This is a genomic window from Methylobacterium sp. ap11 (assembly GCF_900110515.1).
In the GTDB taxonomy this organism is placed as follows: domain Bacteria; phylum Pseudomonadota; class Alphaproteobacteria; order Rhizobiales; family Beijerinckiaceae; genus Methylobacterium; species Methylobacterium ajmalii.
The window spans coordinates 65,827-82,634 of the sequence record NZ_FOEB01000011.1 but is presented as its reverse complement, the minus strand read 5'-3'; the positions used below and the strand labels follow the sequence as shown (position 1 = coordinate 82,634).

Below are 16,808 nucleotides of genomic sequence, written 5' to 3'. Positions count from 1 at the left end.
GCGGCGCGCTGGTGCAGCGAAAGAGGTCGCCCCCTCACGGGGGCGCGGATCGAAACAAGCATCTCGGGGGTCATTGACGCCCCCTCAGATGGTCGCCCCCTCACGGGGGCGCGGATCGAAACAAGAAGGCGTGCCGGCAAGCCGGGGTACCTGGCCGTCGCCCCCTCACGGGGACGGCCTCACGCGATGATGTTGTCCTCCGGGGCGCGGTAGGCGTCGTCCTCCAGGCGCAGGCCGGTGCGGGGATCGTAGAACGCCATGTCGTCGAGGCGCAGCAGGGCGCCTTCGAGCAGGGGGTGGACGGGCCGCAGGCGCCCGCGCGCCAGCCAGAGGGCGCGCAGGGCCGGGGGAACCGGCACGACGTAGGCCTGGAGGCGGCGCAGGTCGTCGCCGAGGGGGCGGTCCATGGCGGCGATCCGCGCGAGCAGCGTCTCCGCCCGGTCGTCGTCGGGGGTGGCGCGCCACGGCACGATGACCGGCTCCATCGCCTCGTCGATGAGGCGGAACGCCCGGGCGATGCGGGCGAAGGGGAAGGCCTGCGTCGTCGCCCGCTCGGCGAGGGCGGGCAGGATCGGCCAGGGCTCCCCGTCGAGCTGCGGCGCGTCGAGGGCGTGCTCGCCCCGGCGCCAGTAGACCTCCTGGAAATACGCCCGGATGGCGTCCGGGGCGAGCGGGTCGTCCCGCGTCCGCAGGACCTCCTCGGCGGCGCGCCGGGCCGTCTCGAGCGCGCGGGGCGGCGGCGCGTCGGCCGGATCGAACACGACCACGCGCCCGGGTCCCGCGAGGGCGCCCTCGCGGTTGCACCGCCCGGCGGCCTGGGCCACCGCGTCGAGCCCGGTCGCGGCGCGCCAGACCTCCGGCAGGTCGATGTCGACGCCCGCCTCGATCAGCGAGGTGCTGACGATCCGCACCGGCGCCTCGCCGCGCAGGGTGGTGCGGGCGGCGTCGAGCACGGCCCGGCGGTGGCGCGGGCACATCAGGGTGCTCAGGTGGACGGCGCCCGGCAGGGGCGCGATCCGGTCGAACAGGGTTATGGCATGCCGGCGGCTGTTGACGATGCAGAGCATCCGCGGCGCCTCGGCGAAGCGGCGCGCCACCGTCTCGTCCGGGGTCGGACCGGGGATGCGCTCCACGGCGACGCGCCGCAGGGTGCGGGCGAGCCGGGGCGGATCGGGGGCGAGCTCGCGGGTGTCGTCGATCGGCAGCCCGGCCGCGAAGCCGTCGATCCGGCGCAAAGCCGGCTGCGTCGCCGTGCAGAGCACGACGCTGGCGCCGTAGTTGCGGGCCAGCTCCTCGATCGCGGCGAGGCACGGCTTGAGCAGGGGGAGCGGCATCGCCTGCGCCTCGTCGAGGACGATGACGCTGCCGGCGAGGTTGTGCAGCTTGCGGCAGCGCGCGGTGCGGTTGGCGTACAGGCTCTCGAAGAGCTGCACCGCCGTGGTGACGACGACCGGCGCGTCCCAGTTCTCGGCGGCGCGGCGCAGCCGCGAGACCGGATCGAGGCCGGTCCCGTCGTCCCGGGTGCCATCGTCCCGGGACCGGGCCGCCTGCCAGTCGAAGGTGGCGTGGTGCTCGAGGATGCCCGCCTCCTCGCCCAGCGCGCTGCGGAACACCGCGGCGGTCTGCTCGATGATCGCCGTGAACGGCGCCACGTGGACGACCCGGCGCAGGCCGTGCCGCGCGGCGTGGTCGAGGGCGAAGGTGAGCGAGGCCAGCGTCTTGCCCCCTCCCGTCGGCACCGTGAGGGTGAAGAGGCCCGGGTCCAGGGCCGCCCGCTCGCGCACGGCCGCCAGCACCTCGGCCCGCACCGCGTTGACCCGGCTCGGCGATGCCGCCGCCGACACCGCGTCCATGTGGGTGCGCAGCCGCGCCTGCAGGGCGGGGATCCCGGGATGGCCGCCGCGGGGGACCGGCCGCGCGCCGGCGTAGAAGCGCTCGGTCTCCAGGAAGTCGGCATCGACCAGGCAGGAGAAGAGCATCCGGATGAGGAATGCGTCGGTGAAGCCCGGCAGCCCGCTCCGGGCGAAGCGCCGCGTCGGTGCCAGCCGGGCCATCGGCGGGAGCGCCGCCGCGTGGCTCTGCCAGCCGTCGAAGGCGGGGATCTCGGTCTGGCGCGGATCGAGCCGGCGGTCGATCCCGTCGCCGTCGTCGAGGCCGGCATGATGACCGGCGACGAGGGTAGCGAGGATCCGCCCGACCGGGTGAGGGTAGTCGGCCGCGGCGACGCGGGCGCCCGCCGTCGAGTGGTCGCAGCTCGGCGCCCGTCCGTGCAGATAGGCCTGGAACGCCTCCGAGGCCTTGCCGACGTCGTGGAGCGTGCCGGCGAGCCGCGCCAGCTCGCCCCAGCCGAAGACCCCGGCGAAGCGCGCCGCGGTGTCGCCCACCCGGGCGAGATGATCCGCCAGGGGCTCCCATTGTGCGGTCGGCCGGCCCGGCACCGAGTGAGCGTAGATCCCCGTCATGCCCGATCCTCCCGCCGCATGTCCGCCGCGACGGCGAGGCCAGACCAGCACGGGCGCAGCCGGCGCGCCAGCGGCGCTGGGTGCCGGCCGCGCCGTCCACGTCGCCGTCAGGCCGCCTTGGTCAGGCCGCCCTGCCGGTCGGCACCGCGACCCCGGCGGGGGCCTCGCCCGTCTCGTCGGGGCCTTCCTGCATCTCGCCCTGCCAGCGGGCGACCGCGGCGGTGGCGAGCCCGTTGCCGAGCACGTTGGTGACGGTGCGGCCCATGTCGAGGATCTGGTCGACGCCCATGATCAGCAGGATGCCGGCGGCGGGCAGGCCGAACATCGGCACGGTGGCGGCCACCACGACGAGGGAGGCGCGCGGCACGCCGGCGATGCCCTTGCTGGTCACCATCATGACGAGCAGCATGGTCAGCTGCTCGGTGACGCCGAGATGGATGCCGAAGGCCTGGGCGATGAACAGCGAGGCCAAAGCCTGGTACATCATCGAGCCGTCGAGGTTGAACGAGTAGCCGAGCGGCAGCACGAAGCCGGTGACGCGGGGGCGCACGCCGAACTTCTCCAGCACCTCGACGGTGCGGGGGAAGGCGGCCTCGCTGCTCGCGGTCGAGAAGGCGACGATCATCGGGGTGCGCAGCAGGCGCAGGAGCCGCACGACGCTGTGGCCGAGCACCAGCCAGCCGGCGCCGATCAGCAGCGCCCACAGGACGGCGAGGCCAAGATAGAACACGGCGATGAACTTGCCGTAGTCGATCAGCACGCCGAGGCCCTGGATGGTGACGACGGAGGCCATGGCGGCGAAGACCGCGAGCGGGGCGACCTTCATCACCGCGTCGGTGACCTTGAACATCACTGCGGCCAGCCCATTCAGCATGTGGACCATCGGGTCGGCGTAACGGCGGTCGATCGCGCTGAGGCCGAAGCCGAAGAACACCGAGAAGACCAGGATCTGCAGCACCTCGTTCGTCGCCATCGCCGACACGATGCTGGTCGGGAAGACGTGGGTGATGAACTCGCGCAGGTTGATCGAGGCGGCCTTGAGCCCCGTCTGGGCCGCGGCGTCCGGCAGCGGCAGGCCGAGGCTGGCGCCGGGCTGGAAGATGTTGGCGACGAGGAAGCCGAGCGACAAGGAGACGATCGAGGCGGTGAGGAACCAGCCCATGGCGAAGCCCGCGACGCGGCCGACCGCCTTGGTGTCGCCGAAGCTCGCGATGCCCGACACGATGGTGGCGAAGACGAGCGGCGCGATGATCATCTTGATCAGCCGCAGGAAGATGTCGGTGCCGATGGTGAAGTAGCCGGCGATCTCCTTCGCCTCGGCCGGGCTGCCGGCCATGCCGTGCAGCACCGCGCCGACCGCGACGCCGAGCGCCAGGCCGATGCCGGTATAGAGGGTCAGACGGCTCGACGAGCGTCCGGTCGATTCGACGTGGGCCATGGTTTCGTGTTCCTCCCAAGGGTGAACGGATGTGCGAAAAGACCCCGGGCGCGATCTGGCGCCCCCGGGTTCGTCCGCGAATGTCTGGCGTTTCCGTCCGGTGCGTGCCGGCGATCCGGAAGACCGCGGCGCGTTCGGGCCACGGCGATCGCGAGATCGCGGCGATCGTCAGATCGCCGTGAGGGCCTGCGGGCGCGTCAGCCGGTCGGGCTGGAGCACCCTGTCGAGCTGGTCCCGGGCCATCAATTGCTTCTCGAGCACGAGGTCGTAGACGCCCCGGCCCGTGGCGTGCGCCTCCATAGCGATGGCGGTGGCGTTGCGATAGCCGATATACGGGTTGAGGGCGGTCACGATGCCGATGGAGTTCTCGACGCTGGCGCGCAGGCGCTCGCGGTTGGCGGTGATGCCGCGCACGCAATGGACGTCGAGGGTGCGGCAGGCCGCCTCCAGGTGGGCGAGGCTGCGAAACAGGCTGTAGGCGATCACCGGCTCGAAGGCGTTGAGCTGGAGCTGTCCGGCCTCCGCCGCGAAGGAGATCGTCACGTCGTTGCCGATCACCTCGAAGGCGACCTGGTTGACGACCTCCGGGATCACCGGGTTGACCTTGCCGGGCATGATCGAGGAGCCGGCCTGGCGCGCCGGCAGGTTGATCTCGTTAAAGCCTGCCCGCGGCCCGCTGGAGAGCAGGCGCAGGTCGTTGCAGGTCTTCGACAGCTTGACGGCGACGCGCTTGAGTACGCCCGAGACCTGCACGAAGGCGCCGCAATCCTGCGTGGCTTCCACCAGGTCCTCGGCGGTGATCAGCGGGATCTCGGTAATGGTCGAGAGCCGCTCGCGCACCAGGCCGGCATAGAGCGGATGGGCGGTGATGCCGGTGCCGATCGCGGTGGCGCCGAGGTTGATCTCGCGGATCAGGAGCTCGGCCTCGCCCAGCCGCGCCTCGTCCTCGGCGAGCATCCGGGCGTAGGTGCCGAATTCCTGGCCGAGCGTCATCGGCACCGCGTCCTGGAGCTGGGTGCGGCCCATCTTGAGGACGTCGTGGAATTCCTCCGCCTTGGCCGCGAAGCTGCCCCGCAGGGCCGCCATGGCGTCGACGAGGCGCCGGATCGCGCCGATCCCGGCGATCTTGAGGGCGGTCGGATAAACGTCGTTGGTGCTCTGCCCCATGTTGACGTGCTCGTTGGGGTGGAGCCGGCCGTAATCGCCCCGCGTGGCGCCCAGCAATTCGAGCGCCCGGTTGGCGATCACCTCGTTGGCGTTCATGTTGGTCGAGGTGCCGGCCCCGCCCTGGATCTGGTCGACCACGAACTGGTCGTGGAGCGCGCCGGCCCGGATCTCGATGCAGGCCGCCACGATGGCGTCGCAGCGCGCGGCATCGAGCAGGCCGAGTTCGTGGTTGGCGAGCGCCGCCGCCTGCTTGATCGCGGCGAGCGCCCGGATCAGGTCGGGGCAGGTGGCGAGCGTGGTGCCGGTGATCGAGAAATTCTCGACGGCGCGCAGGGTGTGGATGCCGTAATAGGCGGCCTGCGGCACCTCCCGGTCGCCGAGAAGGTCGTGCTCGATGCGGGTTGCGATGGCGGTCAAGGCAAGGCTCCTCGCGCGCGGCCGCGTTCCGGCGCGCCCGAAGGCGTGCCGGGGCTCGAGCCCGCGTCGGATGGATGGATCGAGGCCGGGATCGGGCGGGGCGGTTCGGGGAGAACCGCGGCGCCGTCAGCGGATGGCGGCGGAATAATCCCGCATCGTGCCGACCGCCAATGCTATGGTTGGCATGAACTATTCCGCATCCGAATAGTTTGGCGGGTCCTCGGCGGCGACGGCCCAGACCTCGTCGAGGAAGGAGCGGTGGCGCTCGGCGCTGCGGTAGAGCCGGATGTCCATCGGCATCTCGCGGCCGAGCACCGTCAGCGCGCCGGCCCGGATCTCGGGAGCCACCAGGCTGCGCGGCAGCCAGGCGATGCCGTGGCCGCCGAGCGCCATCGAGCGCAAGGCCTCGGCCATCGAGTTCTCGTTGGTATGGACCGGGTAGGTCGCCGGCGCGTCCTCGGCGGATTGCGCGATCCCCGCCAGCCGCCCGAGGAACGAGCCGCGGGAATATTGCAGCAAGGGCAGGCGGCCCCTGGCGTCCGGCACCAGCCCGCGGGGCGCGGCCACCGCCGCCAGGCTGTCGCGGCCGACGATCCGGCACGGATATCGCTCGGGATCGAGGGGGATCGGGATGCCCGGGTGGTGATAGGTCAGGAGCAGGTCGTAGCCGCCCTCGACCAGCGCCTGGACGCAGATGTTGAAGTTGTCGGGCAGCACCCGGCTCGCCACGGGACCGAGGGCGTCGCGGATGCGCCCGAGCCAGCGCGGCAGGAACGACAGGCAGAGCGAGTGCAGCGCCGTGATCGTCACCACCGGCAGCCCGGCGCCGTCGCTGCGGGCGCGGAAATCCGCCCGGCTCAGGGTGAGGAGACGCACCACCTCCTCGGCGGTCTCCAGGAACTGGCGCCCGTCGGCGGTGAGCGTGATCGGGTAGGTGCTGCGGTCGAGGAGCGCGGTGCCGAGCCAGACCTCGAGCGAGCGGATGCGCCGGCTGAACGCCGACTGGGTGACGGCACGGGCTTCCGCCGAGCGCGAGAAGCTGCGGGTCTCGGCGAGGCTCAGGAAGTCCTCGATCCACTTGAGTTCCATCGCGCTCGTCCGGGTGGGGGGAGGAGAGGGCTCCCCGTGCCGCGTCATACGATTTCCAGCGGATCGCTTCGCGATGCGGAAATCGGCTTCGCTCAGGCGCTGCACCTTACGGGAAGCGGCCGGGCAAGGCAGCCGGTCCGCGTCTCCGGCGCCCTCACGCCTCCCGCAGGCCGGGTTTCAGCCCGGGCTCGAAGGTGAACGCCACCCCGGACGCCTCGAGCGCGCGCCGCACCGCCAGGAGCGTGTCGGCGCGCGGCCGCACCGCCGAGCCGGGCGCCTCGAGCCGGTTGACGGTCGAGACCGAGACGTTCGCGAGCGCGGCCAGTTCCTCCTTCGACAGGCCCGCCATGGCGCGGGCGCCCCGGACCTGGGCGGGGGTGAGCGTCTCGTCGGCGGCCGGCACGGCGCGGGGCGCCGCGGCCGGCGCCTCGGACGGGGCGGCGCCGTAGCGGGTCCGGCCCGGGACGCTGAGGCAGACCCCGACCCATTCCCGCACTGAGCCGTCGCGGTCGAGGACCGGGGCGCCGCGGGCGTTGAACCAGCGGTAGATCCCGTCCGCGCACAGGACGCGGTAATCCGTGTTGTAGGGCGCCGTGTGCTCGACCGCCGTGGTCCAGGCCGCGAGCGTCCGGGGACGGTCCTCGGGATGCACGGCGTCGAGCCAGCCGAAGCCCTGCATCTGCGCGTGGGTCTGGCCGGTCAGGGCCATCCATTGCGGCATCTCGCTCGGCTCGCCGTTGGCCTTGTTGACCCAGAACACCGAGGCCGTGGCGGCGATCAGGGCATTCAGCCGGTCGTGACGCTGCTGCAGCGCCCGCAGGGCGTCGTGCTGGGCCGTCACGTCGAACACCACGCCCATGCCCTGGCACGGCACGCCGTCCTGGCCCAGGATCGCCTCGGCCTGGTGCAGGATCCAGCGCTGGGTCCGGTCCGGCCGGACGATGCGGAACTCGCGGCTGACCGACTGGCCGGAGCGCAGCACCGCGATCTGGTCGCGGTGCGTCGCCTGGTCGTCGGGATGGATCATGTCGAGGCCGAAGCCGAAGGTCAGCTCCATCGCCGGGTCGAGCCCCAGGATCCGGTACAGGCCGAGCGAGGCGCTCAGCCGCTCGGTGCGCAGGTCGGCCGACCAGAACCCGACCTTGCCGGTCTCCTCGATGAGCTTGAGGAAGTGGCGGGACGAGAACGCGTACGGCACGGCGTTCGCCTCGGACGTCGCGGGCTGTCGCATCAGGGCACGCGTCGGCATGCGTCGTCCTCGCCGTGTTCGATTCGATTGATGGACGGTTTTATCTCATTCGATCGGTTAACCGGGCATTCCATGAGTCGATGAACATCATGCGCAGCGGGGCCGTGGCGGCGATCGTGTCTCGTGACGCGAAACCTTTCATCGCGGCGGCGCTCTCTTCCCGGGATCGGGAAGATGGCATGAAATCGCCGTCGAGGATGGTGGCATACGCTTGCTTTCGCCGGCTCCCGTTGAGGGCGCGGCAGTCCTGCGGTCCCATCCTGTAAGACGATGGCGCCATGCCGCCATCCCGGGACGAGAGCGCCGAAGCGCCGCGGTCCCGGAATGACGGGGGCGAACGCCCCGCTCGACGATGGAGGGCGACGATGCTGCTGGGACACAACGCATTCAAGGCCAGGCTGGCCGCGCTGGACGCGTCGCAGGCGCTGATCGAGTTCGACCTCGACGGCACCGTCATCACGGCCAACGCCAGGTTCCTCGCCGCCCTGGGCTACCGCCTGGAGGAGATCCGGGGGCGGCACCACTCCATGTTCGTCGATCCCGCCGAGCGCGACGGCGAGGCCTACCGGGCGTTCTGGGAGGCCTTGCGCCGGGGCGAGTTCCAGCAGGCCGAGTACAAGCGCCTCGGCAAGGGCGGGCGCGAGGTCTGGATCCAGGCGAGCTACAACCCGATCCTCGGGCGCAACGGCAGGCCCTGCGGCGTGTTCAAATGCGCGGTCGACGTCACCGCCCAGAAGCTGCGCAACGCCGATTGCGAGGGCAAGCTGAACGCCCTCGACCGTGCGCAGGGCATCATCGAGTTCGACCTCGACGGGATCGTCCTCACCGCCAACGCCAACTTCCTGGCGGTGGTCGGCTACGCGCTCGACGAGGTGCAGGGCCGGCACCACCGGATGTTCGTCGATGCGGCGGAGCAGGGCGCCGGCTACGCACGCTTCTGGGAGGCCCTGCGCCGGGGCGAGTTCCAGCAGGCCGAGTACAAGCGTCTCGGCAAGGGCGGGCGCGAGGTCTGGATCCAGGCGACCTACAACCCCGTCTTCGACGCTTCCGGGCGGCTCCTGAAGGTGGTCAAGTTCGCCGTCGACGTCACCGCGTCGGTGACGCGGCGGCGGCGGCGGGAGGAACTTCACCACGGCATCGACCGCGACCTCGACGGCATCGCGGCCTCGGTCTCCGAGACCTCGCAGCAGGCGGTGAGCGCGGCGAGCGCCGCCGAGCAGGCCACCGGCAACAGCGAGAGCGTCGCCGCGGGCGCCGAGGAACTCGCCGCCTCCGTCGGGGCGATCAGCCATCAGGTCGGCCTGTCCCTCGCGGTGACGCGGAACGCCGTGGCGCAGGCCGACGCGACCTCGGCGGTGGTGGCCGGCCTCGCGGCCGCGGCCCAGCGCATCGGCGAGGTCGTGGAGACGATCGACCAGATCGCCGGCCAGACCAATCTCCTGGCGCTCAACGCGACGATCGAGGCGGCCCGCGCCGGCGAGTCCGGTCGGGGCTTCGCGGTCGTCGCCGCCGAGGTGAAGAGCCTCGCGGCCCAGACCAGCCGGGCCACCGAGACCATCGGCCGTCAGATCGCCGAGACGCAGGCCGCCGCCAACCAGGCCGCCGCCGCCATCGCGGGCATCGGCGCCACCGTCGGCCAGGTCGACGAGATCTCCTCGTCGATCGCGTCCGCGGTCGAGCAGCAGGCGGCGGTCGCGCGGGAGATGTCGTCCAGCATGCAGGCGATGACGGAGGCGGTCGGCGCGATCAGCCGCAATCTCGGCGTCGTCGCGTCCTCGACCCGGCAGATCGACGCCGCGGCCCGCCTGGTCCGCGACGCCTCCCGCAGGATGGCCGGCTGAGGCGGTCCGCAAGGGACGCCGCCCGATCCTCCGCGGGCGGGACCGGCCGGGGAAGGGAGCCGGGACCGAACGCCTGTCGTCGGAGCGCCCGGGCTTCCGGGCGAGCCGCCGGGGGCCGGTGTGGCGCCCGGGGGAACCGACACTCCGCTCCGGCGCGAAAGGCGCCGGCCTCAGGCCGAGCGGCGCAGCGGGTAGGACGGCATCGGGACCTCCACCGGCGTCCGGTCCTGGGCCACGATCACGTCCGGCACGCCGGCCGCCTCGGCGGTGTCGAACAGCCCGACGAGGCGCGGGTCGTCGGCCTCCGCGTTCGAGGCGATCACCACCGCGTCCATCCAGGCCGCCACCGCGCTCACCAGCGCCCGGGTCTCGGCCGAGAAGCCGTCCCCGACCGAGGCGATCACCCAGTCGTAGGCCTCGCCGAGGGCGTCGAAGGTCAGCCCGAGTGCCTCGCCCCCGGCGGCCAGGATCCGGGTCTCGCCGCGGCCGCGGCCGATCAGGTTCAGGCGCGGGCCGGCCTCGCGCCGGATCGCCGCGGTGAAGTCGGCCCGGCCGGCGACGAGGTCGGTGAGGCCCGGATGCGCGTCCGCCGGGCCGTCGAGGCGCACCAGCAGGGCGCGGCCATGCAGGGCGGCGGCACGGCCGAGGCTGCGGGCGAGGTCGTCGAGATCGGTGCCCTCGCCGGTGCCGACGAGGAGCACCCGCCGGCCGGCCCCGGCGGTCTCGACCGCGTCGAGCCGCGCCACCAGGACGTCGAGGTCGTAGCGCGGCTCGGCCGGCGCCTTCGCGGCGGGGGTCGGCGCGGCCTGCACGGGCGGGATCTGGGCCAAGGGAATCTCGGCGAGTGGGATCTCGGCGAGCGGGATCTCGGCGAGTGGGACCTGGGCTGGCGGGATCGGGGCGGTCGGGCCCTGTGCGGACGAGGCGACGACGGGGTGGGCCGGGTCCGTCGGCGCGACGGCCGGATGCGCGACGGCGGGGCCCGGGTCCGCCGCGACGACCGGGGCGGGCATCGCCTCGCCGTCCGGCTCCGCCGCGAGGGCGGCGGCGGCCTGGGGCATCGGTACCGCGCTCGGCGCCGCGACGGGGGCCTCGGCCTCCGTCTCGGGGCGACGCAGCGGCGGGCGGCCGCGGCCCCGGCCGGGCGGATCGCCGGCGAGGAGCGCCTTGGCGACGATGCCGCCGACGGCGAACAGGAAGGCGATCACCGTCGCGAACAGGACGATCGGCAGCTTCTTGGGGAAGGACGGCAGGTCGGGCACCACCGCGCGGGAGACCACCCGGGCATCCGCCGGGGCGGCGCTCGCCTCGTCGCGGGCGGCGGCCTCGCGGAAGCGGCCGAGGTAGGATTCGAGCTGCTCGCGCTGGGCCTTGGCCTCGCGCTCCAGCGCCCGCAGCGCGACCTCGTCGCCGTTCGCCTTGGCGACGACGGTGCGCTGGGCGTCCACCGCCGCCTGCAGGCTCTCGACCCGGCTGCCGGCGATGCGGGAATCGTTCTCGAGCGTGCGCACCGCGCGATCGGCGGCGGCGCGGATCTGCGTCTCCAGGCCCTCGAGCTGGGCGCCGAGCTCCTTCATCCGCGGGTGCTGGGGCAGCAGCGTGCGGGCCTCCAGCGCCAGCTGCGCCTTGAGGCCGATGCGCTGCTCGACGAGGCGGCGGATCAGCTCGTTGTTGGCGACGTCCGGGATCTCGAAGCTACGGCCGTCCTTGAGCAGCTCGCGGATCAGCTTGGCCTTGGCGCCGGCATCGGCCTGGGCGGCGCGGGCCTGGGTCAGCTGGGTCGAGATCTCGGCGAGCTGCTGGGCGGCGAGCGGCTGGTTGGCGGTACCGCCGCTGCCGATCAGGCCGTTGCGGGCCCGGAACACCTCGACCTTGCCCTCGGCCTCGGCGACGCGGCTGCGCAGGGTCTCGATGTTGGAGCCGAGCCAGGTCGAGGCGTAGCGCGCGGTGTCGACCTTGGCGGCGGCGAGCGAGGAGAGGTAGAGGTCCGAGATCGTGTTGGCGGCCTTCGCGGCCAGCTCGGGATCCTTCGAACGGAACTCGATCGTCAGGATCCGCGACTTGCCGGCCGGGTAGACCAGCAGCCGCTCGAAGTATTTTTCCAGCACCCGGTCGACCGGCTCGCGGTCGAGGGGGTTCTGGGCGAGGCCGAGCATCACCAGCACCTGCTGGAGGCCGCCGACGCCCTTCACCATCGGGTCGAATTCGGGGTTGCCGACGAGGCCGAGGCTCTTGATCGCCTCGCGGGCGATGTCGCGCGACATCACCACCTGGACCTGGCTCGCCACCGCCTGCTCGTCGATCGGCTGGGGCAGCTCGCCCCGGTCCTGCTGCAGCCGCGTCAGCGCGCTGTCGCGGCTCTCGAGCAGGAGCTTGGTCTCCGCGGTGTAGCGCGGCGTGACCACCTGGACGAAGACGACCGCGAGCCCGAAGGCCGCGAGCGTCGGCAGCAGGATCACCAGCCAGCGCCGCCGCAGCAGGCGGCCGACATCGGCGAGGGTCAGGCCGTCCGGGGATCCGCGCCCGGTCTCGTCGCGGGGCGGAAGGTCGGAGCGGGATTCGTCCTGGCCGTTGCGGCCGCGCCCGGCCAGGCGGTCGGGCAGGCGGGCACGCGACCGCTCGGCGAAGGGGAAGACGCGGGGCATGGCGGACCGTCTGTCAGGACGCGGGGAGAGACGGCCCTGGTCCGGGCCGCGCCCCGATAACACCCGATTAAGGTTGCCGACGAGTTAAGGCGCTGGCGGGGCGGGCGATCCGCTTGCGCACGTCTCGCCCGACCTCGCGTCCGGGTGAGACTTCATTAACCATGCCGCCCTAGACCTCGGTGCATCAGACCCCGCCGACACGATCTGGACTGGCCGGAAGCGATGAACCGACGCGCCCTCCTCACCGGCATGGCGACCACCGTGGCGACCACCATCGCGCTCGGGGGCTGCCTGCGACCGGAATACCGGACTGCTCTGCTCGACGAGACGGGAACGGGCTCGGTCGGCGCCGCCTATTCCCTGGCGGCCGGCGACAAGCTCCGGGTGATCGTCTTCGGGCAGGACAACCTCTCGAACATCTACGCGGTGGACGGGGCCGGGCGCATCGCCCTGCCGCTGATCGGCCCGGTCAAGGTCGCGGGCGGCTCGACCGCCCAGGCCGCCCGCGCCATCGAGGCGCGCCTGCGCGACGGCTACGTCCGCGAACCCCACGTCACGGTCGAGGTCGAGGTCTACCGGCCGTTCTTCATCCTGGGCGAGGTCACGACCTCGGGCCAGTACCCCTATGTCAGCGGCATGACGGTCGAGACAGCGGTGGCGATCGCGGCGGGCTTCGGGCCCCGCGCCGCCCGCGACTACGCCGTCGTCACCCGCGAGGGGCCGACCGGCCTCGTCTCGGGCATCGTGCCGATGACCTACCCGGTCCGCCCCGGCGACACGATCGTCGTCAAGGAGCGCTGGTTCTGACGTCCCGCCGGCGGGCCTTCCCCCGTCCGGCGCGGCGCAGGCCCCTGTCCTGGCGGACGGTCTCCCGGCCTCGACTTCCGCCGAGACTTCCACTGACCTCCGGTTAACCACGTGCCCGTCGATCCGGGTACGGACTCAACTTTCGATCGGACTTTAACCGGCCGGGTACGGGCCCGGGGCGAGATGGAGGCTGCCGCGCGCCGCGGCGCCGTCATCGAGCCTGAGGACACGCCCGTGGCCGCCTCCCCACTCCGCCTCGTCGCCGATCCCGCTCCGCGGGACGCCGCGCCCGTCGCCGCCGCCGCGCCGCGGGAGCGGATCGTGCACGTCTTCCGGGCCCCGGTCGGCGGCCTCTTTCGCCACGTCGTCGACGTCGCCCGGCTCCAGGCCGCGGCCGGCCACGACGTCGGCCTGTTCTGCGACGCCAGCACCGGCGGCGCCCGGGCCGAGGCGGCCCTCGCCGCCCTCGCCCCGCACCTGACGCTCGGCGTCACCCGCCTGCCGATGCGCCGCAACCCGCATCCGAGCGACCTCTCGGCGCTCGCCGCCCTGTCGCGCCTCGTGCGCCGCGCCGCGCCGACCGTGCTGCACGGGCACGGCTCGAAGGGCGGCCTGTTCGCCCGCCTGGTCCCGGTCGGGCCGGCCTTGCGCCCGGTGCGGGCCTACACGCCGCATGGCGGCAGCTTCAACTACCGTCCGGGTTCGGCGCTCCACCGCCTCTACATGCAGGCCGAGCGCGTGCTCACCGCCCGCACCGACGTCTTCCTGTTCGAGAGCGACTTCATCGCCGGGCGCTACCGGGCCTATGTCGGTCCGACCAGCCGGCTGGTGCGGATCGTCCACAACGGCATCGCCACCGAGGAATTCGCCCCGATCGACCGGGCGCCGGACGCCCTCGACCTCGTCTATATCGGCGAATTGCGCGAGGCGAAGGGCGTCCCGGTGTTGTTCGAGGCGCTGGCGCGCCTGCGCCGCGAGCACGGACGGCGCCTGACCCTGCTGGTGGTCGGCTCGGGACCGGACGAGAACACCCTGCGCACGCGGGTCGCGGCGCTCGGCCTCGCCGAGGACGTGCGGTTCGAGCCGCCCCAGCCGATCCGCGCCGCGTTGAGCCGCGCCCGCGTGATGGTGGTGCCCTCCCTCGCCGAATCGCTGCCCTACGTGATCCTGGAGGCAGCGGCCGCGGCCCAGCCGATGGTCTCGACGGATGTCGGGGGGATCCCGGAGATCTTCGGGCCCGCCGCCGCCGCCCTGGTGCCGCCGAACGACGCCGCGGCCCTCGCGGGCGCGATCCTGCGCAAGGTCGACCAGGATCCCGAGGCGCGTCGCGACGAGGCGGCGGGCCTGAGCGCCTTCATCCGCTGCCGGTTCTCGATGGACCAGATGGCCGAGGACGGCCTCGCCGGCTACGCCGCCGCCCGCCGGCGGATCGCCGGGGGGCTGAGACCGGCCGGGCCCCACCCGGCCCCTTCGGTCGATTTTTAGCGATTCGATTGCGGGCTTCTTAATCCTTCCGTCAGTGCCGACGGGCGATATTCCCCTTTCCACCTAGATCGATGCGGGGGCCACCTCCGCGAGCCGTGACCGGAACCGTGCCATGAGTGCGTTCGACGTCCGCGACATCCTCAAGACCGTGGCAGCCGACCAGGGCGGCCCGCTCGGCCGGCCCGGCCACGAGCGCGAGGCCGTGCCTCCCGCCGAGACCGTGGCGCCGGTGCGCCCGGACCCGGCGGTGTCACCGGTGGTGTTCACCGGCTGCGTGCGGGCGGTCGAGTTCGTCCTCGTGGCGCTCGCCGGCCTGTGCGCCCAGCGCGGGCTCCTCGCCGGCGTGGTGCCGCTGCATCTCGGCTACGTCGCGGCGATCCTCGGGCTCGCCGGCCTCAACGTCCTGGTGCTGCAGGCGCTCGGCGCCTACGGCATCCGGGCGTTCCGGGCCTTCTTCAGCGTCGGCGCCCGGGTGGTGCTCGGCTGGTCGCTGGTGATGCTGCTCGCCGCCACGGTGCTGTTCTTCGCCAAGCTCGGCGACAACTACTCGCGCCTGTGGCTCGGCACCGTCTACGGCGGCGGGCTGGCGCTCCTGGTCGTCGGGCGGCTGGTCCTGTCCCTGGTGGTGAGCGCGCAGATGCGCCGCGGCCGCTTCGACCGGCGCGTCGCCGTCGTCGGCGGGGGCGAGCCGGCCGAGGCGCTGATCCGGGCGATCGAGGCGCAGGGCGATTCCGGCCTCAAGGTCGTCGGTCTGTTCGACGACCGCACCGACGGCCGCTCGGCCGACGTCGTCGCCGGCTACCCCAAGCTCGGCACCGTGAGCGACCTCGTGACCTTCGCCCGGCGCACCAAGGTCGACCTGATCGTGTTCACCCTGCCGATCTCGGCCGAGGCGCGCATCCTGCAGATGCTGGCCAAGCTCTGGGTGCTGCCGGTCGACATCCGCCTCTCGGCCCACGCCTCGAAGCTCCGCCTGCGCCCGCGCAGCTACTCGTATCTCGGCTCCGTGCCGGTGCTCGACGTCTTCGACCGGCCGATCGCCGACTGGGACGTGGTGGTCAAGGGCGTGTTCGACCGGGTGGTCGGCGCCGTGCTGCTGATCCTGCTCTCGCCGGTGATGCTCGGCGTCGGCCTCGCCGTGAAGCTCACCTCGCGCGGCCCGGTCTTCTTCCGGCAGAAGCGCCACGGCTTCAACAACGAGATCATCGACGTCTACAAGTTCCGGTCGATGTACACCGACCAGTGCGATTACGCGGCAAGCAAGATCGTCACCAAGGGCGATCCGCGGGTGACCCCGGTCGGCCGCTTCATCCGCAAGAGCTCGCTCGACGAGCTGCCCCAGCTCATCAACGTGGTGAAGGGCGACCTGTCGCTGGTCGGTCCGCGCCCGCACGCCCTTCAGGCCAAGGCGGCCAACACCCTCTACGACCAGGTCGTCGACGGCTACTTCGCGCGCCACAAGGTCAAGCCCGGCATCACCGGCTGGGCCCAGATCAACGGCTGGCGCGGCGAGACCGACACCAACGAGAAGATCCAGCGCCGCGTCGAGCACGACCTGTACTACATCGAGAACTGGTCGGTGTTCTTCGACCTGCAGATCCTGGCGATGACGCCGCTGGCGCTGTTCAAGACCGAGAACGCCTATTGAGCGGGGCGGGGGCCCCGCGCCTCAGGCGCGCTGGGCCGCGATCCGGCGCAGCGACAGCGTGACGTCGTCCCGGTGCCCGTAGGCGAGGCCGGCGAGCAGGATCAGCAGCACCAGCGCCGGCAGCATCAGGGCGACGGAATCGCCGGCGCCGAGATGGCTGGCGACCGCCCCCGCCATGATGGCCATCAGCAGGAGGGCGCCGAACGCCGTGGCGCCCCTCACCCAGAGCAGAACCGCGCCGTAGAGCTGGGCGGCGCCCACCACGTACATGAACCACGCCGGGTAGCCGAAGCGCGCGAAGCCCGCGACCTCGAACGGGGCGGCGCCGAACTTCAGGCCGGCCGCAACCACGAACACCACCGTGATCAGGATGCGCAGCACGAGCGCGGCGAGGCCGGTCCAGTTCCGGATCGGGGTCATGGGTCTGTCCTTCGGATGGGGTCGTTGCGCGGGAGGGCCGAGCGGGCGGCGGGCGCGATGGAGGCGCGGATCGTCGCGACCGCGGCGTCAGCCGATGGAGGGCCGCCGCGGGAGGCGATGGGTTGCGGTCGCGCCGCTTG

General features: G+C 72.6%; 11 protein-coding genes. 4 read left to right on the top strand and 7 right to left on the bottom strand.

What is annotated here, in order from left to right; translation table 11 throughout:
- Window positions 1-179: 179 nt before the first annotated feature.
- From BMX97_RS17475 to BMX97_RS17455, 5 genes are all read right to left on the bottom strand, one after another.
- Window positions 180-2,462: a CRISPR-associated endonuclease Cas3'' gene (locus BMX97_RS17475; RefSeq protein ID WP_091752630.1), complete on the bottom strand. Its 2,283-nt coding sequence runs from the start codon at window positions 2,460-2,462 to the stop codon at window positions 180-182.
- Window positions 2,463-2,583: 121 nt separating this feature from the next.
- Entirely contained in the window at window positions 2,584-3,900 is a 1,317-nt protein-coding gene (locus tag BMX97_RS17470) for a dicarboxylate/amino acid:cation symporter (protein WP_091752629.1), read from the bottom strand.
- Window positions 3,901-4,068: 168 nt separating this feature from the next.
- Window positions 4,069-5,484 (bottom strand): aspartate ammonia-lyase, encoded by a 1,416-nt coding sequence (gene aspA / locus BMX97_RS17465; protein ID WP_091752628.1) that lies wholly within the window; start codon window positions 5,482-5,484, stop codon window positions 4,069-4,071.
- 189 nt (window positions 5,485-5,673) lie between these two features.
- On the bottom strand, window positions 5,674-6,573 hold the full coding sequence (locus tag BMX97_RS17460) for a LysR family transcriptional regulator (RefSeq protein WP_091752627.1): 900 nt from the start codon (window positions 6,571-6,573) through the stop codon (window positions 5,674-5,676).
- Window positions 6,574-6,727: 154 nt separating this feature from the next.
- A complete protein-coding gene (locus tag BMX97_RS17455; protein ID WP_091752626.1) occupies window positions 6,728-7,822 on the bottom strand; it encodes a PAS domain-containing protein in 1,095 nt (364 codons plus the stop codon).
- Between the two features lie 365 nt (window positions 7,823-8,187).
- On the opposite strand from BMX97_RS17455, the gene BMX97_RS17445 reads away from it, so the two are divergent.
- Complete coding sequence (locus tag BMX97_RS17445; protein WP_091752624.1) at window positions 8,188-9,663, top strand: methyl-accepting chemotaxis protein; 1,476 nt, start codon at window positions 8,188-8,190, stop codon at window positions 9,661-9,663.
- 170 nt (window positions 9,664-9,833) lie between these two features.
- Here the strand turns inward: BMX97_RS17445 and BMX97_RS17440 are convergent, their stop codons facing one another.
- Window positions 9,834-12,308, bottom strand: coding sequence for a GumC family protein (locus tag BMX97_RS17440; RefSeq protein ID WP_091752623.1), 2,475 nt, complete (start codon window positions 12,306-12,308; stop codon window positions 9,834-9,836).
- A 222-nt stretch (window positions 12,309-12,530) separates the two neighbouring features.
- Here BMX97_RS17440 and BMX97_RS17435 point away from each other — a divergent pair, with 222 nt between their 5' ends.
- The 3 genes from BMX97_RS17435 (at window position 12,531) to BMX97_RS17425 (ending at window position 16,248) form a co-directional block, all read left to right on the top strand.
- Window positions 12,531-13,115, top strand: coding sequence for a polysaccharide biosynthesis/export family protein (locus BMX97_RS17435; protein ID WP_060850742.1), 585 nt, complete (start codon window positions 12,531-12,533; stop codon window positions 13,113-13,115).
- Between the two features lie 318 nt (window positions 13,116-13,433).
- Window positions 13,434-14,600, top strand: coding sequence for a glycosyltransferase family 4 protein (locus BMX97_RS17430; protein ID WP_244538494.1), 1,167 nt, complete (start codon window positions 13,434-13,436; stop codon window positions 14,598-14,600).
- A gap of 112 nt (window positions 14,601-14,712) precedes the next feature.
- Window positions 14,713-16,248, top strand: coding sequence for an undecaprenyl-phosphate glucose phosphotransferase (locus BMX97_RS17425; protein ID WP_091752621.1), 1,536 nt, complete (start codon window positions 14,713-14,715; stop codon window positions 16,246-16,248).
- 21 nt (window positions 16,249-16,269) lie between these two features.
- On the opposite strand, the gene BMX97_RS17420 is transcribed toward BMX97_RS17425, so the two are convergent.
- Window positions 16,270-16,668 (bottom strand): DoxX family protein, encoded by a 399-nt coding sequence (locus tag BMX97_RS17420; protein ID WP_091752620.1) that lies wholly within the window; start codon window positions 16,666-16,668, stop codon window positions 16,270-16,272.
- Between the last annotated feature and the right edge of the window lie 140 nt (window positions 16,669-16,808).